Source organism: Pseudomonas extremorientalis, from assembly GCF_024584605.1.
GTDB lineage: Bacteria > Pseudomonadota > Gammaproteobacteria > Pseudomonadales > Pseudomonadaceae > Aquipseudomonas > Aquipseudomonas extremorientalis.
On record NZ_CP089519.1, the window covers coordinates 3,709,260 to 3,731,698 of the forward strand.

Here is a 22,439-nt window from a genome sequence, read left to right on the forward strand (position 1 = left end):
TCTAAACTGCGCACATACATAGCAATACGCCATAACCGAGAAGCCGATGGATCTACGTCAGCGCAACAACGTCAATATAATGGGCACCGGCGCGTCGACCCTGGTGTTCTCCCATGGTTTTGGCTGCAACCAGGCCATGTGGAACTACCTGGCACCGCATTTCCTCGAGCGTTTTCGTGTAGTTCTGTACGACCTCATCGGCGCAGGCCTGTCGGACCTGAGCGCGTACGACAAAGACAAATACAGCACGCTGGACGGCTATGCCCGGGACCTCAATCAGATCATCGACGCCCATGCCGCAGGCCCGGTGATTCTGGTGGGTCACTCGGTCAGCGCGATGATCGGCACCCTCGCCGACCGCCAGGCACCGGGACGGATCGCCGCCCACGTGATGATCGGCCCGTCGCCGCGCTATATCGATGAAGACGGCTATATCGGCGGTTTCAAGCGTAGCGATATCGAAGACCTGCTCGACACCCTCGACAGCAACTACCTCGGCTGGTCCAGCGCCATGGCCCCGGTGATCATGGGTGCGCCTGATCAGCCCGCGCTGGGCGAAGAGTTGACCAAGAGTTTCTGCCGCACCGAGCCGGATATCGCCAAGCAATTCGCACGGGTGACGTTCATGTCGGACAACCGCCAGGATGTGATCGGCCTGGCCACCCCGGTGCTGATCCTGCAATCGACCGACGACCTGATCGCCCCGGTGGCTGTCGGCGAATACCTGCACAGCGTGTTGCCCAACAGCACCTATCACCTGGTGGACAACGTCGGCCACTGCCCGCACATGAGCGCGCCCCAGGCTTGCGCGGCGGCCATGGACAGCTTCCTTGCGCCGTGGGCAGCTGCACGTGCCAGCTGATCTATTCGATAGCGCCGCTTGCGCACTGGCCGTCACCTCGGAAGATGGCACCCTGGTGCAAACCAACGCACGCTTCAGCGAATGGCTGGGGTTCAGTGCCGCCGAGCTGTGCGGCAAGCGCTTCCAGAACCTGCTGACCATGGGCGGCCGGATTTTCCACCAGACCCACCTGGCGCCCATGTTGCGCATGCATGGCAGCGTCACCGAAGTGAAGCTGGACATGCTGCACCGTGACGGCCACAAGATCACCGTGCTGCTCAACGGCAACAAGCGCGAGCAGGCCGACGCTACGGTGTACGACCTGGCCCTGTTCGGCACCACCGACCGCGACAAGTACGAACGCGAGCTGCTCAACGCACGCAACCTGGCCGAAGCCCTGCTGCAGGAAAAAACTGCCACCGAACTGGCCTTGCAGCAAGCCCAGGCCGAACTGCGCGAGGCCTATGCCATCGCCCAGCGCCGCGCACTGTTCGCCGAGCAGATGGTGGCGATTGTCAGCCACGACCTGAAAAACCCGCTCACCGCCATCCGCATGGCCTCCGGCTTTCTCAGCCGCAGCGAACGCACGGCCAAGGAGCGCCAGTTGCTGGGGCACATCGGCCAGTCGTCCGAACGCGCCCAACGCATGATCGCCGACCTGCTTGACTTCACCCAGGCCCGGGTCGGCCAGGGCATCTCCATCAAGGCCCTGCCGTTGGACTTGCATGGCGTGATTCATCGCACCGTGGACGAACTGCGCGTGGCGTTTCCCAAGGCGACGTTGGAACATCACGCAGAAGGCCATGGCGACGCCTGCCTGGATGCCGACCGCGTGCAGCAGATCATCGGCAACCTGGTGGCCAACAGCGTGGCCTATGGCGACCTGCAACGACCGATCCGGATTACCTCACGCCTGGGCGTTGGCGGCTGCGAAGTGGCGGTACACAACCACGGCGCGGCCATTCCCGAAGCGTTGCTGGCCGGGCTGTTCGAACCCATGACCCGAGGTACCGACCAGGGCAGTGATGTGCGAAGCGTGGGCCTGGGCCTGTATATCGTGCGCGAGTTGGCCAAGGTGCACGGCGGGGATGTGGCGGTGAGCTCCTGCGCCACCGGCGGCACCACCTTCACCGTGACGTTTCAGAACACGTAGGCGCTGCCTTGCATCACCGGCTCGACACTGCCGGTCAGCACCACACCGCCCTCACCCGCCCAGTGCACGGTCACGATGCCGCCGTCGCACTCCACCTGCACCGTGGCATCCAGCAACCCTCGCCGGATCCCATTGACCACCGCGCCGCAGCAGCACGAGCCGGAGCCCAGCGGCACGCCGCCGCCACGCTCCCAGATGCGCAGGCGGATACGGCCACGGTCCAGCACCTGCACGAAATGCACATTGGTCTTGTCCGGGAACAACCGATGTTTTTCCAGCGCAGGGCCCACGGCGGCGACGTCGATTGTGGTGAGGTCATCCACGAAAAACGTACAGTGCGGGTTGCCCATGCTGCACGCGGCCGGGTCGCCCTCGATAGGCAGAACAAGCGTATCCATGGCCTCGGCCAACGGCACTGCATGCCAGTCCAGCGACGGCTCGCCCATGTTCACCGAGACTTGCCGCCCGGTGGCACGCACGCAGGTCAGCAGGCCCCGGTCGGTACGCAACAGCACCGAATCCGTAGCGGCCTCATGCATCAAGCGATCAGCCACGCCACGGGTCGCGCTGCCGCAGGTGGCCAGCGGCGTACCGTTGGGGTTCCAGAACTTGATGCGCGCGGCGGCATCATCGCAGTCGAGTACCACGGCAAGCTGGTTGAAACCGATACCGGTGTGACGGTCGCCCAGGCGGCGGGCGATCTGCGCGGTGATGGGATCGTGCAAGCCACGGCGGTCGATGATGATGAAGTCATCGCCATGGGCGTGCATTTTCACGAACGGCAAAAGCATCGGTTGTCCTGTGGTCGACCTGTGGGGGAACTGAAGGATACTCTGAACCGGCCCACTCTTATGAGACCCACCTATGCTAACTGTCTTCAGCGGCCTGCCCGGCACCGGCAAAACCACGATTGCCCGCGAACTCGCACGCCAGACCGCGGCGGTTTACCTGCGTATCGACGTGATTGAACAGGCTATACGCGAGGCCGGTGTGCTGGCGGGGGACGTGGGTGCCAGCGGTTATGGCGTGGCGAATGCACTGGCGCTGAGCAGTCTGCAACTGGGCCATACCGTGGTGGCGGACTGCGTAAATCCGGTCAGGGAAAGCCGGCAAGCGTGGAAGGCCGTCGCTGTAGCAGCAAAGGCGGCATTACTGAATGTTCGGGTGATCTGCTCAGACCAGCAGGAACATCAACGACGGGTGGAAACCCGCACGGGGGATATTCCCGGCCTGGTTCCGCCCTCCTGGGCGTCTGTGTTGGCGCATGAGTATGAGGTTTGGGATGAAGTGCCCTTGACGCTCGATACCGCCTGCATGACACCGGAGCAAGCCGTGACAACAACGATGGCGAACCTCACCTCTGTGGCGAGCGGGCTTGCCCCGCGTTGGGGCGCGAAGCGGCCCTGAAACCAGGCAATGCGTTCTGACAGGGGAAATGCAGGGGCTTACCGGGGCTGCTGCGCAGCCCAACGCGGGGCAAGCCCGCTCGCCACAACAGGCCCGCTCGCCACGAGGTTGAGCCGCCTACAACACGCTGCCCATCGCCTTCATCAACACCAGGTCCCGGCCGTAGATATCCGGCGCGTACACCAACCCGCCCTCACGGTTGACCTCAACCGTCCAGTAACTCAACAACACCGGCACCGGCGTGGCCAGCCTGAATTCGTGGGTCACGCCGGTGGCCAGCAGTTCATCGGTGCGCGCGCGTTCGGCCGGGCTCACCAGCAGATCGCGCAGGAGCAGCGGTTGCTCGACCCGCACACACCCCGAACTGAACGCCCGTGGCCCTTTGGTGAACAGCGGCTGGCTCGGCGTGTCGTGCAGGTACACCGAGTACGGGTTGGGAAAGCGCATCACGATCTTGCCCAGCGGGTTGCGCGGGCCAGCTTCCTGGCGCAGCAGGATGTTGCCTGGGCGCGCCCAGTCGATCTGTTCCGGCGCCAGCGGGTGGCCTTCGGCATCGAGCACTTGCAGGTTCTGTTGGCGCAGGTATTCAGGGTTGAGGCGGATGGCCGGGAGTTTGTCCTCGCGCATGATGGTGGGCGGGATGGTCCAGGTGGGGTTGAGGGTCAGCCGGGTAATACGCGATTTGAGCAATGGCGTCTGGCGCTCGGCGCGGCCCACTTGCAGGCGGGTCTGCCACACCGGGATGCCGCTCTGGTACACGCTCAATTGCGCCGCCGCGACGTTGACCAGCACGCCCTCGGGCTCCAGGTCCTGGGCCAGCCAGCGGAAGCGTTCGAGGTTGATGCGCAGTTGCTCGCGACGGATCGCCGGGCTGATATTGAGCTCGGCCACCGTACCGGCGCCGATCACGCCGTCGGCCTGCAACGAATGACTCAGCTGGAAGGCCTTGACCGCCTTGACCAACTCGTCACCGTACTGCCTGCCGCCGGGGGCCTTGGCCAGGTAACCCCCGCCGATCAGGCGCCGCGCCAGTTCCGGTACGCGCGGGTCGTCCATCCCGGGGCGCAACAGCGGGCCGTTGGCGACCGGGTCCCAATGCGGCAATGGTTGCTGGCGCACAGTGGCATAGGCATTGCGCAGGCTACGGTAGAGGTCCGCGCTGGGGCGAGCCTGATCGAACGCCTGGGCCATGTCTTGCAGGCCGGTGGCGGCAAACGCCAGCACTTCAATATTGGGGTCGCGGGTCGGCGGCTGGGAATGCCACAGCGGCTCGAAGCGCGATTGCTGCAGGCGCCCATAGTGCAGATCCTGCAGGGCTTGCAGGTAGTGCTGGCTGCTGGCGATGTCGCTGCACAGCACGTTGGCCGTGGCATCTGGCGCAGGCAGGCTATAGTGGGTGGGGTCCAGGCCGTCATCGGCAAGCATCAGCAACTGAGATTGCAGGGCTTGCCGGCGCTCGTCGGCGGACCACAGTGGCCCATTACCCTGCTGCTGGTAGAACGCTTGCAGACGCAGTTGGGCAGCCGCGTCAATCTGCGGCACCAGGCTGGGGCAGACGCTCGGCAGTTGCGCCAAGGCCTGCTGCACGGGTGCCAGGTCGACCGGTGCGGGCGTGGTCACCGGCAACGGCTCGACCGGCAGCGCATCGGCTGTCGCGACCAATGGTGCAACGAGCAGGCAAATGCTCAAGTAACATGCGTGTTTTTTGAACAATTGACCTGGCTCCAATCCACAGCGGGGGGATACTTTGTAGATGCTGACTTTTATGCGCCGCCTCGGCTTGATGACCGTGACGTTGGCTACGCTGAGCAATTTTGCGCTCGCCGCCAATCAGACCTCTCCTAACTTGTATAGCAGCCTGGCGCGCTCGGCTCCAGAACTCAATCCCACTGTCCTCAAAAGCGCCCTGAACGCGGTGCAGTGCGCAGTCAATAACGGCGAAGAGCGTTCCGAACGCCTGGCGGTCATTGACTACTCCCAGCCTTCCACCGCCCGTCGGCTGTGGATCTTCGATTTGCGCAAGAAGACCCTGGTACTGCGCGACCTGGTGGCCCACGGCGCCAAGTCCGGGGAAAACTTCGCCACCCAGTTTTCCAACCTGGAAGGCAGCCACCAGTCCAGCCTGGGTCTGTTCCGCACCCAGGAAAGCTACCTGGGCACCCACGGTTACTCGTTGCGCATGGACGGCCTGGAGCCGGGTTTCAACGATCAGGCCCGCGACCGCGCCATTGTGATCCACGCCGCCGACTACGTAAGCCCCCTGTGGAGCAAGCGTGAAGGTCGTATCGGTCGCAGCCAGGGTTGCCCGGCCGTGCGCCCGCAGGTAGCCCGCCAGGTAGTGGACAAGCTCAAGGATGGGCAGTTCATGTTTTCGTGGTATCCCGACCAGCGTTGGTTGAAGTCTTCGACCTACCTCAATTGCAAACCCCAACAGGTGGCGAGTAGTCGTACAATCCGTGGCGGATAGCCTGTCCCCATAGATAAGAGAGCGCCGCATGCTTCTACATAAGTCCACCTGGATCGAGATCGGGCAGTTTCTGGAACGCAGCCGCACGGTGGTGATTCCCATCGGCTCCAACGAGCAGCACGGCCCCACCGGCCTGCTCGGCACCGACTGGATGTGCCCGGAAATCATCGCCCATGAGGCGCAAAAGAGCGCCGACATCCTGATCGGCCCGACCTTCAATATCGGCATGGCCCAGCATCACCTGGGGTTTCCCGGCACCATTTCCCTGCGCCCTTCCACCTTTATCGCCGCGATTGGCGACTGGGTGCGTTCGCTGGCCGGGCATGGTTTCGAGAAAATTCTGTTTCTGAACGGCCATGGCGGCAATATCGCCACGATTGAAGCGGCGTTTTCCGAGCTGTACGCCGAAGCGAGCTTCGCCCGTCGCCCCGCCGGGTTTGCGTTGAAGCTGGTGAACTGGTGGGACCTGGAAGGCGTGACCGACCTGGCCCAGCGCCAGTTCCCGGTGGGCCACGGCAGCCATGCCACGCCGTCGGAGATTGCGGTGACCCAATGGGCCTACCCGGACACGATCAAGACCGCCGACTACTCGCCGCAAATCGCCAACACCGGGCCGATCCGCGAAGCCCTGGACTTCCGCGCGCGCTTCCCGGATGGGCGCATGGGCTCGGACCCGGCGCTGGCGACGGTGGAAAAAGGTGGGGAATTGGTGGCGCTGGCCGCGCAGGGGTTGGTCAAGACAGTGAACAGCTTCAGCAACGAAGCCAAGCCCTGAGCCATACATAGATCTACATGTGGGAGGGGTCTTGCCCCCTCCCACATTTGGTTTTATGCATGCCTGGGATTATTGGCAGTCCTTTGCCGCCAGCTCCAGCCGCGACGGTGTAATCGTCGACGCCAACGGCTTGCGCTCATACAAGAACACCTTGGCGCCCTCTCCGGCCTTGTAGGCTTCCAGCACATCATCGGCGGCTATCTTGCTGGTCAGCACTACTTTGGCATGGCGCGAGTTCTGGGTGACGGTCGAGGTGATCCCGTGTTTTTCCAGCTTGGGCAGCACGCACTGCACATAGGCTTCCGGGCTCTTGCCGGTTTGCAGGGTCAGGCTCGGGGCGTTGGGGGCGGTTACACAACCAGCCAACAACAGGGAAGCAATGGCCAAGGCCGGGGCGAAAAAAGCGCGCATGAAAAATTCCTGACTATAAAAATAAAGGTTCACATCAACCGGCACGGACCAACGCTTTGAGCGACGCATCGAACTGCTTCAAGGCATCGAGTTGCACATCACGCTGCTGCTCGATCTGCGCGGCAATCTCCGGCGCGGCCTTGTCATGTACCCACACCGATGGCACCTGCTTGTGCACCGAGCCTTCGGCCTTGGCGATGTACTGCAGGTTCGCGTCGTAGAACCGCGCGATAAAACGCGCCTCCACCACATCGTTACGCTGGGTCAGCAGTTGGTTATGGGTATCGAGCATCACCACCACATCGGGGTGCGCCTGCACCAGGGCGTCCAGGTTGTCGTAGACCGTTACCGACAAAAAGGTGCCTTGCAGCGAGCTCATCAACCAATCGATGGCCAGTTCCGGGTCGGAACTGTTGACGAACGCCTGGCGGATACGTCCGTCGAGGGCATCCTTGGCGCCATTCAAGGCCATATCGTGGTAGCGTTCGAGGTAGCTGAGGTTGTCGCGGGTGTTGTCGCTCAACAACACACCCACTGACTGCGCGTGCTGCAGGGAGTCTACGCTACCGATGATAGGTAGCAAATGGCTGGTATGCAGATCATCGGCGATTGCCGCGTTGTTGATGACCACCGTGCCAAGCATCAGAGCCATCAAAGCCACCTGAATAAACGTCCTCATCGCGCATTTCCTTGAACAGCGTCTCGATGGGGCGATTTTCCGCTTTTCCTGCAAAAACAGAACTTGCGATGCTTGATGATGACTATTATCTGAACCGATAGTGCTGACATAAAACCTATAAGGACCACGCCATGAAGCCCTACCAGAAAACCTTCGACCGCATCCGCGAAGCCGTACTACCGGAGTTCCGCGAGCGGGTCGCCGATTACCTGGTCGACTATGAACACGTGCTGCAGGACGAGGCGGCGGACGCAGATCGGATCAGCGCCAGTGCCCAGCAACTGCGGGGCTACCTGCGCGGCCTGAACACCACGCGGGTACTGGGCATGGCCGACTGGGAGGAGCTGGACCGCCGTGTGAAAGAGGATTGGCTACGGGTGGTGGAAGCCGAATAACGCGCGAGGCGTATCGATCAGCAAGGCCTGCGCCACCGGTGTCGACCAGCCCAGGGCCTGGCGTTGCTCGATCACTGCGGGGTAGTCGACTGACGTTTCATGCTGGGTGTGTGGCCAGTCACTGCCCCACACCAAGCGGTGCAGACCGAAACTCTGCTGCAGCAACGGCATGGCCTGGCGGGCGAACTCAAGGTTCTGCGCCGGGCTGCCACCCAGGCGATAGATCCCCGAGACTTTCAACCACAACTGACCGCTGAGGCCCAAGTCCAGCAACTCGGCAAAATCGCGCTGGGCGACGCCGAGTCGTGCATCCGGCCGGCCAAAATGGTCGACCACCAACTTGATCCCGAACGGCAGCAACTGGCGCACCAATTGCGGCAGGTCGGCTACCTCGCGGTGCAATTCCACGTGCCAGCCCAGGGCGACGAGGTGCTCGAAAAAAACCTTCCAGCCGGGCTCGGCAAAGTCTGGCAGCGCCCGGCCCACCAGGTTCAAGCGCACGCCAACCACGCCTGCGCGGGCCATCGCCTGTAAAGCGTCGTGCGGGATATCCCGCTCCAGCACTACCACGCCGCGCAACTGATCCGGGGCTTGCTGCAAAGCGGCCAACAGATAGCCGTTGTCGGTGCCCAGGAAACTGGGCTGTACCAGCACACCGTGGCTCAGGCCATTGGCGTGCAAGTGGCCGAGGTAGTCCGCCAGCGTGGCGTCGTAGCCTGGGGTGTAGCGACGCTCACCGGCCAGGGTCAGCGCCTGGCTGAATACATGAGCGTGGGCGTCGATGCCGGTGATGGAACGGTTATCAAGCATGGGGTCGTCTTTCAAAAGTAAAAAGGATCAGGCCTGGGCGCGCTGGCCGCTCACGACGCGCTCGGCGGGTGCCGCTTCGAGCACGCGGCCACGGGTTTCCGGCAGGCACAGGGCGGCGATCACCGCGACGCCGTAGGCGATCCCGGCATCGATGCCGATGGCCGAGCCGAGGGACATCGAGTCGCTCATATGCCCCACCAGGAAGGGAAACACCGCCGACAACACGCGCCCGAAGTTGTAGCAAAAGCCCACGCCGGCGCCGCGTACATCCGCCGGGTACAACTCGTTGAACAACGCCCCCAGGCTGGCCGGGATACCGGCGGCGAAGAAGCCCAGCGGGAAGCCAAGGAACAGCATCTGCGTATTGCTCAGCGGCAGGAACACATAGGCCTGCACGGTGATCACGCAGCACAGCGCAAACAGCACGATGTTCTTGCGGCGACCAATGCGGTCGATCAGCCAACCACTGGCGATGCAGCCACACCAGAAGGCAAAGATGATCACCGCCAGGTAGCCGCCCGAGTTGAGTACCGACAGGTTGCGCTCGGTCTTGAGAAAGGTCGGCAGCCAGGTCATCACCGCATGGTAACCACCGTGGGCACCCAGGCCCAGCAGGCCGCCGAACAGCGTGACGCGGATCAGCTCAGGGCGAAAGATGCCCGCCAGCGACTTGAAGAAACTCTGGGGAATCGCCTGTTCCTTTTGCAGGCGCTGAAAGCTGTCGGGTTCTTCAACGTTACGCCGCACCCAGATAATCAGGAACGACGGCAGCAGGCCCACCACGAACATCACCCGCCAGGCCATGTCCTGGGGCACAAACGAATAGATCAGCGCAAACACCCCGACCGCCACGCCCCAGCCCACGGCCCAGGCGCTCTGCACGGTGCCCATCACTTTGCCGCGATATTTCGGGTTGATGGTCTCGGCCATCAACACCGCACCCGCCGCCCATTCACCGCCGATGCCGAAGCCTTGCAGCGCCTTGACGACCAGCAGTTGGTGGAAGCCGGTGACGAACGCCGACAAAAACGTGAAGAACGAGAACCACAGGATCATCCACTGCAAAGTGCGCACCCGGCCGTAGCGGTCGGACAAGGTACCGCCGACCCAACCGCCGATGGCCGAGGTCACCAGCGTGACACCACTGATCAGCCCCGCATCGCCCTTGCTCAAGGCGAATGCCGCGATGAGTGCCGGGATCGCCAGGCCGAACATCTGCACTTCCAATGCATCCAGGGACCAGCCGCCGAAGCAGGCCCAGAACGTTTTGCGCTCCCGAGGAGTGACTTGGCGATACCAACTGAACATGATTTTTATCCTTATAGGTCAAACGCGAGGCAGCCGGGCGCGAACCGCGCCACAGTCGGGCCAGTGTTGGGCAAACAGTTAACGGTGCGGGTGTGCGGTCAGCGAATGTCCACGCGGTAGCGGAAGTGTTCGGCATGCCCACGGGAGCGTCGCCACTCCAGGGGCTGGCCAGCGTAGTCGCGGGCCAGGCGCTCGATCACCACCACCGGGCTGTTGACCGGTACTTGCAGCAAGCGCGCGTACACCGCGTTGACCGATTCGGCCGTGAGGGTTTCCTCGGCCGAGGCCACCACTTGCCCGCAGACGTCTTCATACACCGGATACAGCAACGGGCCTTGCGCAGCCAGGTCGATGTCGAGCAGCGCCTGGAAGCGTGCGCGCGGTAGCCAGATTTCTTCGGCGAGCAGCGGCTGCACGTCAAACAGACGGGTCCGGACGATGCGGATCACTTGGGCTTCGGGGGCCAGGCCCAGCGCCTCGCTGACCGCCGACGGCGCAGGCACGGACTCGACCGTGAGGATGCGGCTTTGCGGCACCTGACGCTCGCCCGACGGGCCTTGAAAACGGAAAAAGCGAAACAGCGACGACTGGAATTGCGGGCGGCGCACAAAGGTGCCACGGCCCTGCTGACGCTCCAGAATGCCCTCGCTAACCAGTGCATCCACGGCCTTGCGCACGGTACCGGTCGACAGCGCGTACTCGGCGGACAACACCGCTTCGGTGGGAATCGCTTCGCCGGGGCGCCAGCGATTGTTGGCGATCTGCTCGATCAGCTGGTCGCGCAAGCGTTGGTAAAGCGGCAGGCGGGCATCACTGGACAGCGTATTCATGGGGTCACATTCACTTTGTTATGTAGTCATATATATGAATATGACCAGAGTATTCTTCCGCCGGGTGGTGCCTGTCAAGCGCCTCACCGCAGACGGAAGATGAATGGTGGTTACTGCGCCGGGCGTTGTTGCTGCACCCACGCCTGCACGGAGGGCCGCTGCCACTGGCGTTGGGCGTATGCCACCAACTCGGCAGGCACGCTGTCACCGTTGAGGATCAGGCGATTGAGCATCACCGCCAGGTCCACATCAGCGATGGACCACTCACCGAACAAGTACGGCGGATTACCCGCCAACAGCGCCTGGGCCGCACTGATCAACTTCGTTGCCGCCACTTGAGCCACAGGCGACAGTGCGGGCATCTTCTGCCCATAGAACACCACCATCGTCGAGCGCTCCTGACGGATCGGCAGCAAATCGCTGCGCAGCCATGCCTGGACCTGCCGCGCCCTCGCCCGCTGTTTTGGATCGGCCGGATACACCGGCACTTCAGGGTAGGCCTGCTCCAGGTACTCGGTGATCGCCGACGACTCCGACAAGGCGAAGTCGCCCTCCAGCAAGGTCGGTACGCGTTGGGTCAGGGACAGTTGGGCAAAGTCGGCCGCGTGCTGCTGCGCGGCATCCAGGTCCAGGGTAACCGTGTCGAACGCCAGGCCTTTTTCGCGCAGAGTCACGAACACCGACATGGCGTAGGGGCTGGTGTACAGATGATCCACATACAGGCGCATAACGATTCTCCTTGAGGGGGAACACCACGCTACGAGATGCGCCACAAGAAAGACAATGCGCTGTTTTTATGGGGGCATTCCTGGGTGGAATACCGGGTTAACCGGCAAATCCGCCCTCGTCCAGAAAGGCACGTTCCTCATCCGTGGTCTCACGCGCCAACACCTCGTTTCGATGGGGAAAACGCCCGAATTGCTCGATGATGCGCGCATGTTCCTTGGCCCAATGGTAGGTGTTGGTATCCAGTTGCCGGTTCAGGTCCAGGGAGCGCTGTTGATCGGCCGGGTCTTCCGAATGCTCGAACGGCAGGTAGCAGAACGCACGCAATGCCGGTTCGACCTGCCGGTCCAGCCCGGCGTCCACCATGCGCCGCGCATACAGCCGTGCGAGCGGGTCGGTGGCGAACATATGGGCGGTGCCACGGAAGGCATTGCGCGGGTACTGGTCGAGCAGGATCAGCAACGCCAGGGCACCGTGCGCCGAGTCCAGCCAGCTTTCCAGCTCACGCCGGGCGGCTTGCAGATGCGCGCTGTGGAAAGTGTCGCGGAAGCTGGCGTCGAAAGCAGCGTCCTTGGCAAACCAGCGCTTGGGGCCGGCGTGTTGCCAGAAGTCGATGACATCCTGCGGCGTCGTCATGGTGAGTACCTGGAAAAATGATTTAGCTGACGGTATCAGAATCCAATGTTATAGGATAACGCTCCCTTACCACCCTGCCCTGTGATCACGCCCATGACCGACGCTGTTCCCCTGCGCCAACGCCTGCTTTCCATCGACGCCCTGCGCGGCCTGGTGATCCTGTTCATGCTCCTCGACCATGTGCGCGAAACCTTCCTGCTGCACCGCCAGGTCAGCGACCCGATGGCCATCGACACCACCGAGCCCGCACTGTTTGCCAGCCGCACCCTCGCCCACTTGTGCGCGCCGGTGTTTGTGTTGCTCACCGGGCTGTCGGCCTGGCTCTACGGCCAGAAGTACCAAGGCCGTCGCGATGTGTCGGCGTTCCTGTTCAAGCGTGGGCTGTTCCTGGTGGTGCTGGAGTTCACCCTGGTCAACTTCGCCTGGACCTTCCAACTGCCGCCCAGCGTGATCTATATGCAAGTCATCTGGGCGATTGGCGTGAGCATGATCGCCCTTGCGGCGCTGGTGTGGTTGCCGCGCCCGCTGCTGGTCGTGTTGGCGGTGGTGATCATTGCCGGGCACAACCTGCTGGATGGGCTGCACTTCGAGGCCGGTTCGGCACTGCATATTCCGTGGACAATCCTGCATGAGCGCAGTTGGATCGAAGTGGGCGCGTCGCTGCGCCTGCGCGTCACTTATCCGGTGCTACCGTGGATCGGCGTGATCGCCCTGGGCTACAGCCTCGGCCCCTGGTTTGCCAAAGACATGCAGCCGGCGCAGCGCCAGCGTTATCTGTGGCTGGGCGGTGCAAGTGCATTGATAGGGTTCGTGGTAGTGCGAGCGGTCAATGGGTATGGCGAAAAACCATGGCAAGCCTATGACAACGGCGTGCAAACCCTGATGAGCTTTTTCAACATCACCAAGTACCCGCCTTCGTTGTTGTTTCTGGCACTGACGCTGGGGATTGGGCTACTGCTGTTGCTGGCGTTCGAGAAGGCGGGAAGCAAGCGCTGGATCAGCATGCTCGCCACCTTCGGTGCAGCGCCTATGTTCTTCTATCTGCTGCACCTGTACGTGCTGAAAATCCTCTACGTCACGTGTGTGGCACTGTTTGGCCTGACTCACGGCAACTACTTCGGCTTCGACGGCATGGGCGCCATTTGGCTGGTGGCGTTGCTGCTGCCGCTGGCGCTGTACGCGCCGGTACATTGGTTCGCCGGGCTCAAGGCCCGGCGCCGCGACCTGGCCTGGCTCAAGTACCTGTAGAAACTCGATCCATGCGTGAGTCGAGTTGACAAGATCCATTCATGTTGCGACCAGATGCGCATAAAACGCGTGAAACATGAAATACGCACACACCGCCAGCGCCAGGCCCATGCAACGGTTGAACACGGTAAACGCCGACGCCCCGTTGATCCGCCGTCCCAGCATTGCGCCAAGCAACGCATAGAGCCACGGCGCGCCAAACGCGCCAAAAGCCAGCAACGCCGACACCAGTGCAATCGACACCCCGGTGATATGCGCGGCCGGCAGCATGACGCTGGTGATCGGCAACACCGCCATGATGCCCTTGGGGTTGAGCAACTGGATCACCAAGCCGTTCCAGAACGTGAGGGTCTTGGCCGGTGCGGTAGAGACTTTTTCATCGACCACCGTGCGCGCGGTGAACACTTGATAAGCCAGGTACAAGGTGTACACGCCGCCAACCAACGAAACATAGGGCAACGCCACCTGGGAAATGATCGCCTCGCCGGTGTAGCCGAACAGCACGAACAACACCAGCATCGCGCAGCCCACGCCGATGAAAAACCCGGTGGAGCGCCGGAACTGACCGGTGAGCCCGGCGTTGAGGCCCATGAAATTCACGGGGCCGGGGCTGTACATGACGCTGAAGGCGTAGAGGAAGATGTCCATGGAAGACCTGCAGTAGAAAGAGTGTGGCGAGTCTACTGAGGGGAGATGGGGGGATTCTTGTATGTTTGTGGTTGGGCTGGATGGGGAGGCTGCGCATCGGAGCGGGAGCAAGCTCACTCGCCACAGGTATAGTGTTTGCCGGATCCTTCAGGACAAAACCAGACATGGATGTATTCACCCAAGGCAGTTGCCTCTGCGGCGCAATTACTTATCACGTTTCGACACCGCTCAAGGCCGTCACCCACTGCCACTGCAAAAAATGCCAGAAAGGGCATGGCGCTGCGTTCGCGACGTATGCCAGCGCGCGCCGATCAGAAGTGACGATACGGGCTGTGCGTGACACGCTGAAAAGCTATGAATCTTCGCCAGGTATCACCCGTCAATTCTGCTCGGAATGTGGTTCATCGCTGTTCTGGAGCGACGCTGAAGGAAAGTATCCAGAGTGGATTTCGATTGCGCTGGGCACGCTCGATACCCCCTTCAAGGTAAAGAACCAGGCGCACAGTTGCATTGAGTCCAAGGCACCCTGGCTTGGTGGACAGTTCCTTTGAGTCCGCTCAACGCAAACGTCTCGATACGCAAACTGGAGCAACTCCCGGCGCAGATCCGAGCCCTCGAAGCGCAGGCAGTCGCCGAAGGCTTCCGGTTCCTGACACGATTGATCACGGAGTGGGAAGACGGCTCCAATCGATTTGATCGGCCGGGTGAATGCTTTCTGGGAATGTTTTGTGATGGGCGGCTGATCGCCGTCGGTGGTCTTTCTTGTGATCTCGTCGCGGGATCAGGGGTTGGACGGCTTCGCCGGGTATACGTAGAACGTACTTACCGTGGGCGACAGGCTGGTAAGGCCTTGGTGGTGCAGCTGCTGGAAAATGCTGCCGTGCATTTTCACAAAGTACGTCTGTCCACCGACACATCGGAGGCCGCAGCTTTTTATGTTCGATGCGGTTTTGATCAGGTGGCTGATGACACCGCCACCCACGTAAAAAGCTTGAAAAACGGCTGAAACGGATGCTGCCGGCTGCGCAACACACAATAAAAATGGGGATCGTCGAGCTTCAGCGAGGCTACGATGGAGGTGTGTCAGCGGCATCTCTATCGGCAGTGCCGCCGTCATCGCGGCCTCGCTGGGGCTCGACGGCTCCCACAGTGGGTTTTGCAGTGCTTGAAAGGTCGTTACATCAACGGAATCGAATAACTCACGAACACCCGATTCTGATCCTGGTCCCGCGCCACTTCACTGCGCGACACACCGTTGCGCCAGCCGAACCCGACGTTCTTGAACGTGCCGCTCTGCACCACGTAATCCAGCGAGATATCGCGCTCCCACTCGCTGGCATCGTTGCCGCTGGCAGTGAGAATGTGCTCGCCCTTCAAGTACATCACCGACGCCTTCAGGCCCGGCACGCCAAGCGAGGCAAAGTCATAGGCGTATTGGGCAAAGGCCGTGCGTTCGCCGGCCTGGATGAAGGTCTGCACGGTACGGTCGGTGTAGAGGTACAGGCTGGAACCGCCCTCCCCTTTGTTGACCAGGCCGCCCTGGTTGAGTTGGGCGAAGTTGCTGTCATCCGAGACTTGCTGGTAACCGGCGGTGATCGCGTGCGGGCCCAGGGAGTAGATGAACGCTGCGCTCCAGGTGTTGTTGTCGATTTCACCCGTGCCGTTCTTGGTATAGCCGCCGAGCTTGTAGCCTTCGGCACGGCCGGCGACGCTGCTGTTCTTGCCGTCGGAGGTGGTCTTGAAGTAGCGCAGGTCAGTTTTCAATGAGCCGTAGTCGCCCAGGGGCAATACATGGATCAAACCGGCGAAGTGCTGTTGGTAATAGTCTTCGAGATTGGCGTAGTAGTACTGGACCAACAGGTCCTTGGTCACCTGGTAATCGGCACCGGCGTAGTTGAATTTATTGCTTTCCTGGGTGCCACCGGCCGCCGCCAGGCCGCTGCGGTCGCTGGAACCACGGCCGGTGGTGTGCTGCAGTTGGCCGCCGATCAAGGTCAGGTTATCGATGTCCTTGCTGGTGATCTGCCCGCCTTCGAACGACTGCGGCAACAGGCGCCCGTCGTTGCTCACCAGGATCGGCAGGTTCGGGCGCAGGTAGCCGTAGCGCAGTTCGCTCTTGGCGAAACGCGCCTTGGCCGTCGCGCCGCCACGGGCCCAGGTGTCGGCGGCCTTGCCGTCGTCGGTGGGGATCATCGAACTGCCCACATGACGGCCGGCGCCACTGTCGAGGGTGACGCCGAGCATGCCCACGGCATCCAGGCCGAAGCCGACAGTGCCGTCGGTAAAGCCCGACTGGTAGTTGAGGATAAATGCCTGGCCCCACTCTTCGGTCTTCGACGGTGCGGCGGCGCCGTCACGGTTGTCGTTGTTGAAGTAGAAGTTGCGCAGGCTCAAGTTGGCTTTGCTGTCACTCAGAAAATCAGCCGAGGCCAGGGGGCTCAGGGCAATGCCCAGGCCGCCGGTCAATACGCTTAACACATGCAAAGTGGCTTTCATCACAACCTCAGTCAATTAATCCATGGGCGTCATAGAACGGATACGGCCCCGGGTACTCCCCGAACACGCCGTTGTGGCTGATCAAACCCTGCTGCACCTCCCAGCGATGCAACAGATAGCCCGCCGGCTCCAGGTTGAAATGCGCGGGCGCCGCTTCTTGCAAATCCAGCACGATCTGGTGGGAGGTGCCGGGGCACACACAACTCAGGCTGCCACCGAAACGCCGCTGCATCGGCCGGTGCAGATGGCCGCACAGCAAGCGCTCCACTTGCGGATGGCGGGCAACGACTTGCTCCAGGGTGCCGGCATTGATGAAGGGTTCGCGGTCCATGTGGCCGATGCCACTGATGAACGGCGGGTGATGCAGGATCAGCAGCGTCGGTGCATCCGGGCGCAACGCCAGTTGCTCGTCCAGCCAGTGCAATTGGCTATCGAGCAACTGGCCGCCGTGGCCGCCAGGAATGGTCGAGTCAAGGCCGATCAGGCGCAGTGGATGGTCGTCGACCACCCAGTCCAGCGGGCCCTCGGCCGACAACGGCAGATACGCGTGATCACGAAATGCTTCCAGTAACGGCCCACGGCTGTCGTGATTGCCCGGCACCAGGTAGCACGGCATGTGCAGGCGCGCGAGTTCGGGGTGCAGCACGGCGTATTCATCGGCGCGGCCGAAGTCCACCAGGTCACCGCTGATGACCACGATATCGGGCCGTGGGTGGCTGGCGTTCAAGTGGTCGACGGCGCGGCGCAGTGCGCCTAACGTATCGACAACCCCATAAGTGAGACGCTGGCCGGCTTTAAGGTGCAAGTCGCTGATCTGCGCGACGAGAAACGGACGATTCACGATAGAGTCTCAAGCATTCAGGGTGAACAACATGTGCGGCGCGATCGCCAGGGCAATCGGTGCGCCGACGGCGTACAGCTGGTTGTCGCTGCTGTCGACCAGCAGCGGTTGCGGGCCGCCCACATCCACCAGCAGGCGGCTTTGCGCGCCTTGGAAGAACTGCGCCAGCAGGTGGCCGTGCAAGTGCCCTTCGCTCTCCATCACCCTCAGGTGTTCGGGGCGGCAATAGACGGTGCTGGGCAGGTTGACGTCCTGCCACGGCAACTCGCCGCCACAGACTTTCAAACCATGGGCCGATGGCTCGAGCACGGCAAAGGCATTGAGGTTGCCGACAAAGCCCGCGACGAAGGCATTGGCCGGTTTCTGGTAGATGTCACGCGGACTGGCCAATTGCGCGACACGTCCGTGCTCCATCACCAGGATGCGGTCGCCCAGGGCCATGGCTTCGCCCTGGTCGTGGGTGACGAACACCGAGGTGATGCCCAGGCCGCGCAGCAACTCATTCAGCTCGCTGCGCAGGCGTTCGCGCAGTTGCGCATCCAGGGCGGCCAGCGGTTCGTCCAGCAGCAACACTTTCGGGCGCGGCGCCAACGCACGCGCCAAGGCCACGCGCTGGCGCTGGCCGCCGGAGAGCTCATGGATGCTGCGTTTGCCGTGGTGCTGCAAGCCCACCAGTTCCAGCAACTCGTCGCAGCGCTGGTTACGCTCCACCACCGACATACCGCGAATCTTCAAGCCATAAACGATATTCCCGGCCACATTCAGGTTGGGAAACAGCGCGTAATTCTGGAACACCATGCCCACATCGCGGCGTTCGATGGGCAGGCGCGTCACGTCCTGGTCGCCGAACCACACCTGGCCCACATCCGGGCGTTCGAGGCCGGCGATCAGGCGCAAGGTGGTGGTTTTGCCACAGCCGGACGGACCGAGAATGGCCAGGGTTTCGCCGCCTTCGACGGTCAGGTTCAAGTCATGCACGGCCACGGTGCCGTCGGCGAACGCCTTGCGACAGCCTTGCAGGCGGATAGTGATAGCGGTCATCGACGCTCTCCACGGGACAAACGGGCACTGATGGCCTGCAGCGCAATCAACAGCGGCACGATCATCAGCAAAAAGATAAGGGTGTAGGCGCTGGCGATTTCCAGGCGCGCCGAGGCGTAGCTGTCGGCCAGGCCCACGGGCAAGGTCTTGGTCATCGGCGTGTGGAGCATCCAGGTCAGGTTGAATTCACCCAGGGACAAGGTGACGACCATCAGCACACCGGCCAGGATCCCGGCCCGGCAGTTGGGCACCACCACGCTGAAAAAGCGCTTGATCGGACCGGCCCCCAGGCTGGCCGCCGCTTCCTCCAGCACCGGCAGTTGCTGGCGCTGCATCACCGCCATCACCGGGCGTACCAGGAACGGCAGGGTGAACAGCACATGGCCGACCAGGATGAACAGCCAACTGCTGCGAAAACTGCCGAATTGGCCGTAGGTCAACAGCAACGCCAACGCACTGGCCAACCCCGGCATGGCCACCGGCAGCACCATCAACTCTTCAAAGGCGCGGCTGAAGCGGTTGTTCATGCGCACCAAGGCGTAGGCCGCCGGCACGCCAATCACGCAGACGCACACCGCGCAGGCCAGCGCCAGTTGCAGCGACAACCACACGGTGGGCGAATATGCCTGCCACACCTGCACCAGCCAATCGAAGGTCAAGCCACTGGACAGGCCGACGAAGAAATTGCGGGTCAGCCCGGCCAGCAGCGACATCAGCACCGGCACCAGCATGAAGGCGCACACCACCAGGGTGAACAGCAGTTGCAACACAAACAGCGATGAGCGCTTCACAGCACAGTCCCCGAATTTTTCACCAGCCGTCGCGTGAGCAGCAGCACGGCCCAGGTCACCACGCCAAGCACCACCGACAGTGCGGCCGCCACGGCGAAGTTGGCGTAGTTGGTGAACACGTTGTAGATGGCCACCGGGGTGACGTTCAGACGCGTGCCCAAGGTAAAGGCGGTGCCGAAGGCGCCCATGGAGGTGGCGAAACAGATCGCCCCGCAGGAGGCCAGCGCCGGCGCCAGGCCTGGCACGATCACATCGCACACCACTCGCCAATGCCCGGCGCCCAGGGAATGGGCGGCTTCTTCCAGGCTGCGGTCGAGGCTCTCGCATGCCGCCATTACCGTGAGGATCACCCGTGGGATCGAGAAATACAGGTAGCCCACGAACAGCCCCGCCAGCGAGTAGGCGAAGATCCAGCGCTCACCGGCCAATTGCAGGCCCAGTGAGGCGAGCAGGCCTTGACGGCCAGCCAGCAGAATCACCAGGAAACCCACCACCACGCCGGGAAACGCCAGGGGAAACGTGAGCAATGCCACCAGCGCCGAACGCCCGAAAAACTGCTGCCGGGCGAGGAACACCCCGCTGATGCCGCCGATCAGCAGCGCCACCAGTGTCACCACCACCGCCAGCAGCAGGGTTTGCCCAAGGCTGCCCAGGTACTGCGCACTGCTGAGCACCTGCCAGTAGCCGCTGCCATGGCTGTCGCGGCTCTCGGCACCGAGCACCATCAGGTGCGCCAGCGGCAGCAGCCAGAACGCGAGCAGCACCGCAAAGGCCGGGGCCAGTGCCCAGGCTGCGTGTCTTGCCGATGCGGCCACTTACTTGACCTCGTTCAGGTAACGGGCGGCGAAGGCTTCCTGCACAGCGGCCATTTTTTCGTAGTCCACCACGCCGGCGCGGGCGTAGTCGCTGTCGGGCAGGAACTGTGCGGCCACCTCCGCCGGCATCTTCATCGGCCGTACCGGACGCAGGTAGGCTTTAGCCCAGAGCGCCTGGCCTTCGTCCGACAGCACGAAGTCGAGGACCTTTTCTGCGTTGGCGCGGTGCGGCGCGTTGGCCACCAGGCTCATCACGTAGGGCACGCTGATGCTGCCTTCCTGGGGAATCACGAAGGCGACGTTGGCCTTGTCTTTGTAGCGCGCGCGGTAGGCGTTGAAGTCGTAGTCCACCAGGATCGGCAACTCGCCGGACAGCACCCGCGCATAGGCGGTCTGCTTGGGCACGATGGGCGCGTTTTTCGCCAGTTTCTGGAAGTAGTCGATGGCCGGCGCGAAGTTGTCCAGGTCGCCGCCCATGGCGCGGTTGATCGCCACCGCCGACACGTAGCCAACGAAGGCACTGGACGGGTCGAGGTAACCGACCATGCCTTTGTATTCAGGCTTGAGCAGGTCGGCCCAGCTTTGCGGCACCGGCAGACCACCGAGCGCATCGACGTTGACCATGATGCCCAAGGTGCCGGAGTGGATCGCGAACCAATGGCCGGCCGGGTCTTTCAGGCCAGCAGGGATCTGCTCCCAGGCCTTGGGTTTGTAGGTGCCGACCACCTCGGCTTTTTGCGCCTGCAGGCCGAAGGTCACGCCGTAGTAAACGACGTCGGCCACCGGTGCGGCTTTCTCTGCCACCAACTGTGCCAGGGATTGGCCGGAGTTCTTGTTGTCCAAGGGCACTTGCACGCCGGTGCTGGCGGCGATGGCCTTGAGCTGGGTGGCCCAGTCGGCCCAGTCCGGCGGGCAGTTGTAGCAGATCGCGGTTTCGGCGGCCTGGGCCAGGCTGGCCACACCGCACAGCAGCACGGCTGCCAGTGTTTTACGGAATGCGCGCATCAGGGGTTTCCTCGTGGGGTTGAGTGCTTTCGCCCGGCCGGATATGGCAAGGCAGGCAATGGGACGTCGGGGCATGGCCGGCGATCTGCGCCAGCAGTTGGTCAATCACGGTGCTGGCCAGCAGCGCAATCGGCTGCACCACGCTGCACAGGGTCGGGTGCATCTGGGTGCCGAGGCTGATGCCATCGAAGCCCATCACCGAGAGTTGTTCGGGCACGTTCCAGGCGTTGCGGCGCAGTTCGGCGATCAGGCTGATGGCCAGGAAGTCGTTGGAACACAGCAGTGCGGTGGGTGCCTCCTCGCCTTGGAGGAATGGCGCGATGGCGGCGAATTCCGCCTGGGTGTGTGCCGGCATTTCGGTGACCGGACGCGCTGGCAAGCCGCATTCGCGCATCGCCTCGCAATACCCGGCGTACCGCAGGCGCGCACGGTCCGACTGCAAGGCGGGACCGGCGACCATGCTGATGCGGCGGTGCCCCGCTTGCAGCAAATAACGCGTGGCCAAGGCCATGCCCGCGCGGTTGTCCACCGACACAGCGCTGTAGCTGGGGTTGCTGGGTTGGTGGTAGGCCAGCACAAACGGGGTTTTCTCTGTATTCAGGCTGCTGAGCACGACGTTGCTTTCAGCATCCGTGACCGTCAGCACCAGGCCGTCCACGCGCTGGCGCAACAACTCTTCCACCACAATGCTTTCGCGCTCGCTGTTGTAGTCGGTAGTCGCCAACAGCAGGCTGTAGCCGCGTGCACGTGCCGCGCGCTCCATGGCCTGGAACTGTTCGGCGAACACCGGGTTGAGCAGGTTGGGCACCACCACGCCGATCAACCGGGTGGTTTGCAGGCGCAATTGGCGGCCCAGCAGATTGGGCCGGAACCCCAACTCACGGGCGGCGGCGAACACCTGCTCACGGGTGGTCGGGCGCACCTGGTCGGGGGAGGCAAAAGTGCGGGCGGCGGTGGCGCGGGATACGCCGGCCAGCCGCGCGACGTCTTTCAGGTCAGTCATTGTCACTCGCTTGAGATCGATCTCATTGGCGAGGACAGTAGCGGCGGAATGTGGCAATTCGGCGTTAGGGTGATGACAGTTTGATGTCGGTGGACCCGATATACAGGGGCCAA

26 protein-coding genes are annotated in these 22,439 nt (G+C 62.6%); 9 read left to right on the plus strand and 17 right to left on the minus strand.

Going from position 1 to position 22,439, the window contains the following annotated elements; genetic code table 11:
• The first annotated feature begins 46 nt into the window (after nt 1-46).
• Both LUU92_RS16410 and LUU92_RS16415 read left to right on the plus strand, forming a co-directional pair.
• Nucleotides 47-862: an alpha/beta fold hydrolase gene (locus tag LUU92_RS16410; RefSeq protein ID WP_257102315.1), complete on the plus strand. Its 816-nt coding sequence runs from the start codon at nt 47-49 to the stop codon at nt 860-862.
• Nucleotides 852-1,994: a PAS domain-containing sensor histidine kinase gene (locus tag LUU92_RS16415; protein ID WP_257103862.1), complete on the plus strand. Its 1,143-nt coding sequence runs from the start codon at nt 852-854 to the stop codon at nt 1,992-1,994. The genes LUU92_RS16410 and LUU92_RS16415 overlap by 11 nt, the downstream gene beginning before the upstream one ends.
• On the opposite strand, the gene dapF is transcribed toward LUU92_RS16415, so the two are convergent.
• Nucleotides 1,982-2,785, minus strand: coding sequence for a diaminopimelate epimerase (gene dapF, locus LUU92_RS16420; protein WP_257102316.1), 804 nt, complete (start codon nt 2,783-2,785; stop codon nt 1,982-1,984). The genes LUU92_RS16415 and dapF overlap by 13 nt on opposite strands.
• Before the next feature lie 73 nt (nt 2,786-2,858).
• On the opposite strand from dapF, the gene LUU92_RS16425 reads away from it, so the two are divergent.
• On the plus strand, nt 2,859-3,401 hold the full coding sequence (locus LUU92_RS16425; RefSeq protein ID WP_257102317.1) for a P-loop nucleotide/nucleoside kinase family protein: 543 nt from the start codon (nt 2,859-2,861) through the stop codon (nt 3,399-3,401).
• A 117-nt stretch (nt 3,402-3,518) separates the two neighbouring features.
• Here the strand turns inward: LUU92_RS16425 and LUU92_RS16430 are convergent, their stop codons facing one another.
• Nucleotides 3,519-5,114: a L,D-transpeptidase family protein gene (locus tag LUU92_RS16430; RefSeq protein WP_222541604.1), complete on the minus strand. Its 1,596-nt coding sequence runs from the start codon at nt 5,112-5,114 to the stop codon at nt 3,519-3,521.
• 40 nt (nt 5,115-5,154) lie between these two features.
• Here LUU92_RS16430 and LUU92_RS16435 point away from each other — a divergent pair, with 40 nt between their 5' ends.
• Nucleotides 5,155-5,868, plus strand: coding sequence for a murein L,D-transpeptidase catalytic domain family protein (locus LUU92_RS16435; protein WP_071491735.1), 714 nt, complete (start codon nt 5,155-5,157; stop codon nt 5,866-5,868).
• Nucleotides 5,869-5,896: 28 nt separating this feature from the next.
• The gene (locus LUU92_RS16440) at nt 5,897-6,643 is read left to right on the plus strand and encodes a creatininase family protein (protein WP_222541603.1); all 747 of its coding nucleotides are present in this window, start codon (nt 5,897-5,899) and stop codon (nt 6,641-6,643) included.
• A gap of 69 nt (nt 6,644-6,712) precedes the next feature.
• On the opposite strand, the gene LUU92_RS16445 is transcribed toward LUU92_RS16440, so the two are convergent.
• Both LUU92_RS16445 and LUU92_RS16450 read right to left on the minus strand, forming a co-directional pair.
• The gene (locus tag LUU92_RS16445; protein ID WP_071491737.1) at nt 6,713-7,054 is read right to left on the minus strand and encodes a hypothetical protein; all 342 of its coding nucleotides are present in this window, start codon (nt 7,052-7,054) and stop codon (nt 6,713-6,715) included.
• Nucleotides 7,055-7,088: 34 nt separating this feature from the next.
• On the minus strand, nt 7,089-7,733 hold the full coding sequence (locus LUU92_RS16450) for an ATPase (RefSeq protein WP_092245301.1): 645 nt from the start codon (nt 7,731-7,733) through the stop codon (nt 7,089-7,091).
• A gap of 131 nt (nt 7,734-7,864) precedes the next feature.
• Between LUU92_RS16450 and LUU92_RS16455 the strand changes: the two genes are divergently transcribed.
• Entirely contained in the window at nt 7,865-8,128 is a 264-nt protein-coding gene (locus tag LUU92_RS16455) for a hypothetical protein (protein WP_071491739.1), read from the plus strand.
• On the opposite strand, the gene LUU92_RS16460 is transcribed toward LUU92_RS16455, so the two are convergent.
• The 5 genes from LUU92_RS16460 to LUU92_RS16480 form a co-directional block, all read right to left on the minus strand.
• Nucleotides 8,105-8,938 (minus strand): amidohydrolase family protein, encoded by an 834-nt coding sequence (locus LUU92_RS16460; protein WP_257102318.1) that lies wholly within the window; start codon nt 8,936-8,938, stop codon nt 8,105-8,107. The genes LUU92_RS16455 and LUU92_RS16460 overlap by 24 nt on opposite strands.
• Before the next feature lie 27 nt (nt 8,939-8,965).
• Nucleotides 8,966-10,246 carry an MFS transporter gene (locus LUU92_RS16465; protein WP_222541600.1) on the minus strand — a complete coding sequence of 427 codons (1,281 nt, stop codon included), beginning with the start codon at nt 10,244-10,246 and terminating at the stop codon, nt 8,966-8,968.
• Between the two features lie 98 nt (nt 10,247-10,344).
• Nucleotides 10,345-11,076 (minus strand): GntR family transcriptional regulator, encoded by a 732-nt coding sequence (locus LUU92_RS16470; RefSeq protein ID WP_222541599.1) that lies wholly within the window; start codon nt 11,074-11,076, stop codon nt 10,345-10,347.
• Nucleotides 11,077-11,186: 110 nt separating this feature from the next.
• The gene (yfcF, locus tag LUU92_RS16475; RefSeq protein WP_222541598.1) at nt 11,187-11,804 is read right to left on the minus strand and encodes a glutathione transferase; all 618 of its coding nucleotides are present in this window, start codon (nt 11,802-11,804) and stop codon (nt 11,187-11,189) included.
• Nucleotides 11,805-11,901: 97 nt separating this feature from the next.
• Nucleotides 11,902-12,438 carry a DUF924 family protein gene (locus LUU92_RS16480; protein WP_222541597.1) on the minus strand — a complete coding sequence of 179 codons (537 nt, stop codon included), beginning with the start codon at nt 12,436-12,438 and terminating at the stop codon, nt 11,902-11,904.
• A gap of 93 nt (nt 12,439-12,531) precedes the next feature.
• Here LUU92_RS16480 and LUU92_RS16485 point away from each other — a divergent pair, with 93 nt between their 5' ends.
• On the plus strand, nt 12,532-13,686 hold the full coding sequence (locus tag LUU92_RS16485; RefSeq protein WP_257102319.1) for an acetyltransferase domain-containing protein: 1,155 nt from the start codon (nt 12,532-12,534) through the stop codon (nt 13,684-13,686).
• A 39-nt stretch (nt 13,687-13,725) separates the two neighbouring features.
• On the opposite strand, the gene LUU92_RS16490 is transcribed toward LUU92_RS16485, so the two are convergent.
• Complete coding sequence (locus tag LUU92_RS16490) at nt 13,726-14,334, minus strand: LysE family translocator (RefSeq protein ID WP_071491746.1); 609 nt, start codon at nt 14,332-14,334, stop codon at nt 13,726-13,728.
• A gap of 164 nt (nt 14,335-14,498) precedes the next feature.
• On the opposite strand from LUU92_RS16490, the gene LUU92_RS16495 reads away from it, so the two are divergent.
• Nucleotides 14,499-14,885: a GFA family protein gene (locus tag LUU92_RS16495; RefSeq protein ID WP_083351464.1), complete on the plus strand. Its 387-nt coding sequence runs from the start codon at nt 14,499-14,501 to the stop codon at nt 14,883-14,885.
• Nucleotides 14,882-15,340 carry a GNAT family N-acetyltransferase gene (locus LUU92_RS16500; RefSeq protein WP_071491747.1) on the plus strand — a complete coding sequence of 153 codons (459 nt, stop codon included), beginning with the start codon at nt 14,882-14,884 and terminating at the stop codon, nt 15,338-15,340. The genes LUU92_RS16495 and LUU92_RS16500 overlap by 4 nt, the downstream gene beginning before the upstream one ends.
• 170 nt (nt 15,341-15,510) lie before the next feature.
• Here LUU92_RS16500 and LUU92_RS16505 read toward each other — a convergent pair whose 3' ends face one another.
• From LUU92_RS16505 to LUU92_RS16535, 7 genes are read right to left on the minus strand one after another with little or no spacing between them, the layout of a single operon-like run.
• The gene (locus LUU92_RS16505) at nt 15,511-16,830 is read right to left on the minus strand and encodes an OprD family porin (protein WP_071493311.1); all 1,320 of its coding nucleotides are present in this window, start codon (nt 16,828-16,830) and stop codon (nt 15,511-15,513) included.
• A gap of 7 nt (nt 16,831-16,837) precedes the next feature.
• The gene (locus LUU92_RS16510; protein ID WP_257102320.1) at nt 16,838-17,671 is read right to left on the minus strand and encodes a phosphodiesterase; all 834 of its coding nucleotides are present in this window, start codon (nt 17,669-17,671) and stop codon (nt 16,838-16,840) included.
• Nucleotides 17,672-17,680: 9 nt separating this feature from the next.
• Nucleotides 17,681-18,712, minus strand: coding sequence for an ABC transporter ATP-binding protein (locus LUU92_RS16515; RefSeq protein ID WP_257102321.1), 1,032 nt, complete (start codon nt 18,710-18,712; stop codon nt 17,681-17,683).
• The gene (locus LUU92_RS16520; RefSeq protein WP_071491751.1) at nt 18,709-19,503 is read right to left on the minus strand and encodes an ABC transporter permease; all 795 of its coding nucleotides are present in this window, start codon (nt 19,501-19,503) and stop codon (nt 18,709-18,711) included. The genes LUU92_RS16515 and LUU92_RS16520 overlap by 4 nt, the downstream gene beginning before the upstream one ends.
• Complete coding sequence (locus LUU92_RS16525) at nt 19,500-20,318, minus strand: ABC transporter permease (protein WP_257102322.1); 819 nt, start codon at nt 20,316-20,318, stop codon at nt 19,500-19,502. The genes LUU92_RS16520 and LUU92_RS16525 overlap by 4 nt, the downstream gene beginning before the upstream one ends.
• A complete protein-coding gene (locus LUU92_RS16530; RefSeq protein ID WP_257102323.1) occupies nt 20,319-21,323 on the minus strand; it encodes an ABC transporter substrate-binding protein in 1,005 nt (334 codons plus the stop codon). It abuts the gene before it with no gap.
• Entirely contained in the window at nt 21,307-22,326 is a 1,020-nt protein-coding gene (locus tag LUU92_RS16535) for a LacI family DNA-binding transcriptional regulator (RefSeq protein ID WP_257102324.1), read from the minus strand. The genes LUU92_RS16530 and LUU92_RS16535 overlap by 17 nt, the downstream gene beginning before the upstream one ends.
• Nucleotides 22,327-22,439: the final 113 nt, after the last annotated feature.

What these genes read in the sequence shown, in the direction of transcription:
- LUU92_RS16530 (WP_257102323.1), bottom strand. Translation starts at nt 21,323, where the DNA reads ATGCGCGCATTCCGTAAAACACTGGCAGCCGTGCTGCTGTGCGGTGTG.
- LUU92_RS16450 (WP_092245301.1), bottom strand. Translation starts at nt 7,733, where the DNA reads ATGAGGACGTTTATTCAGGTGGCTTTGATGGCTCTGATGCTTGGCACG.
- LUU92_RS16435 (WP_071491735.1), top strand. Translation starts at nt 5,155, where the DNA reads ATGCTGACTTTTATGCGCCGCCTCGGCTTGATGACCGTGACGTTGGCT.
- LUU92_RS16505 (WP_071493311.1), bottom strand. Translation starts at nt 16,830, where the DNA reads ATGAAAGCCACTTTGCATGTGTTAAGCGTATTGACCGGCGGCCTGGGC.
- LUU92_RS16440 (WP_222541603.1), top strand. Translation starts at nt 5,897, where the DNA reads ATGCTTCTACATAAGTCCACCTGGATCGAGATCGGGCAGTTTCTGGAA.
- LUU92_RS16445 (WP_071491737.1), bottom strand. Translation starts at nt 7,054, where the DNA reads ATGCGCGCTTTTTTCGCCCCGGCCTTGGCCATTGCTTCCCTGTTGTTG.
- LUU92_RS16470 (WP_222541599.1), bottom strand. Translation starts at nt 11,076, where the DNA reads ATGAATACGCTGTCCAGTGATGCCCGCCTGCCGCTTTACCAACGCTTG.
- LUU92_RS16495 (WP_083351464.1), top strand. Translation starts at nt 14,499, where the DNA reads ATGGATGTATTCACCCAAGGCAGTTGCCTCTGCGGCGCAATTACTTAT.
- LUU92_RS16485 (WP_257102319.1), top strand. Translation starts at nt 12,532, where the DNA reads ATGACCGACGCTGTTCCCCTGCGCCAACGCCTGCTTTCCATCGACGCC.
- LUU92_RS16535 (WP_257102324.1), bottom strand. Translation starts at nt 22,326, where the DNA reads ATGACTGACCTGAAAGACGTCGCGCGGCTGGCCGGCGTATCCCGCGCC.
- LUU92_RS16460 (WP_257102318.1), bottom strand. Translation starts at nt 8,938, where the DNA reads ATGCTTGATAACCGTTCCATCACCGGCATCGACGCCCACGCTCATGTA.
- LUU92_RS16455 (WP_071491739.1), top strand. Translation starts at nt 7,865, where the DNA reads ATGAAGCCCTACCAGAAAACCTTCGACCGCATCCGCGAAGCCGTACTA.
- LUU92_RS16480 (WP_222541597.1), bottom strand. Translation starts at nt 12,438, where the DNA reads ATGACGACGCCGCAGGATGTCATCGACTTCTGGCAACACGCCGGCCCC.
- LUU92_RS16465 (WP_222541600.1), bottom strand. Translation starts at nt 10,246, where the DNA reads ATGTTCAGTTGGTATCGCCAAGTCACTCCTCGGGAGCGCAAAACGTTC.
- LUU92_RS16425 (WP_257102317.1), top strand. Translation starts at nt 2,859, where the DNA reads ATGCTAACTGTCTTCAGCGGCCTGCCCGGCACCGGCAAAACCACGATT.
- LUU92_RS16490 (WP_071491746.1), bottom strand. Translation starts at nt 14,334, where the DNA reads ATGGACATCTTCCTCTACGCCTTCAGCGTCATGTACAGCCCCGGCCCC.
- dapF (WP_257102316.1), bottom strand. Translation starts at nt 2,785, where the DNA reads ATGCTTTTGCCGTTCGTGAAAATGCACGCCCATGGCGATGACTTCATC.
- LUU92_RS16515 (WP_257102321.1), bottom strand. Translation starts at nt 18,712, where the DNA reads ATGACCGCTATCACTATCCGCCTGCAAGGCTGTCGCAAGGCGTTCGCC.
- yfcF (WP_222541598.1), bottom strand. Translation starts at nt 11,804, where the DNA reads ATGCGCCTGTATGTGGATCATCTGTACACCAGCCCCTACGCCATGTCG.
- LUU92_RS16410 (WP_257102315.1), top strand. Translation starts at nt 47, where the DNA reads ATGGATCTACGTCAGCGCAACAACGTCAATATAATGGGCACCGGCGCG.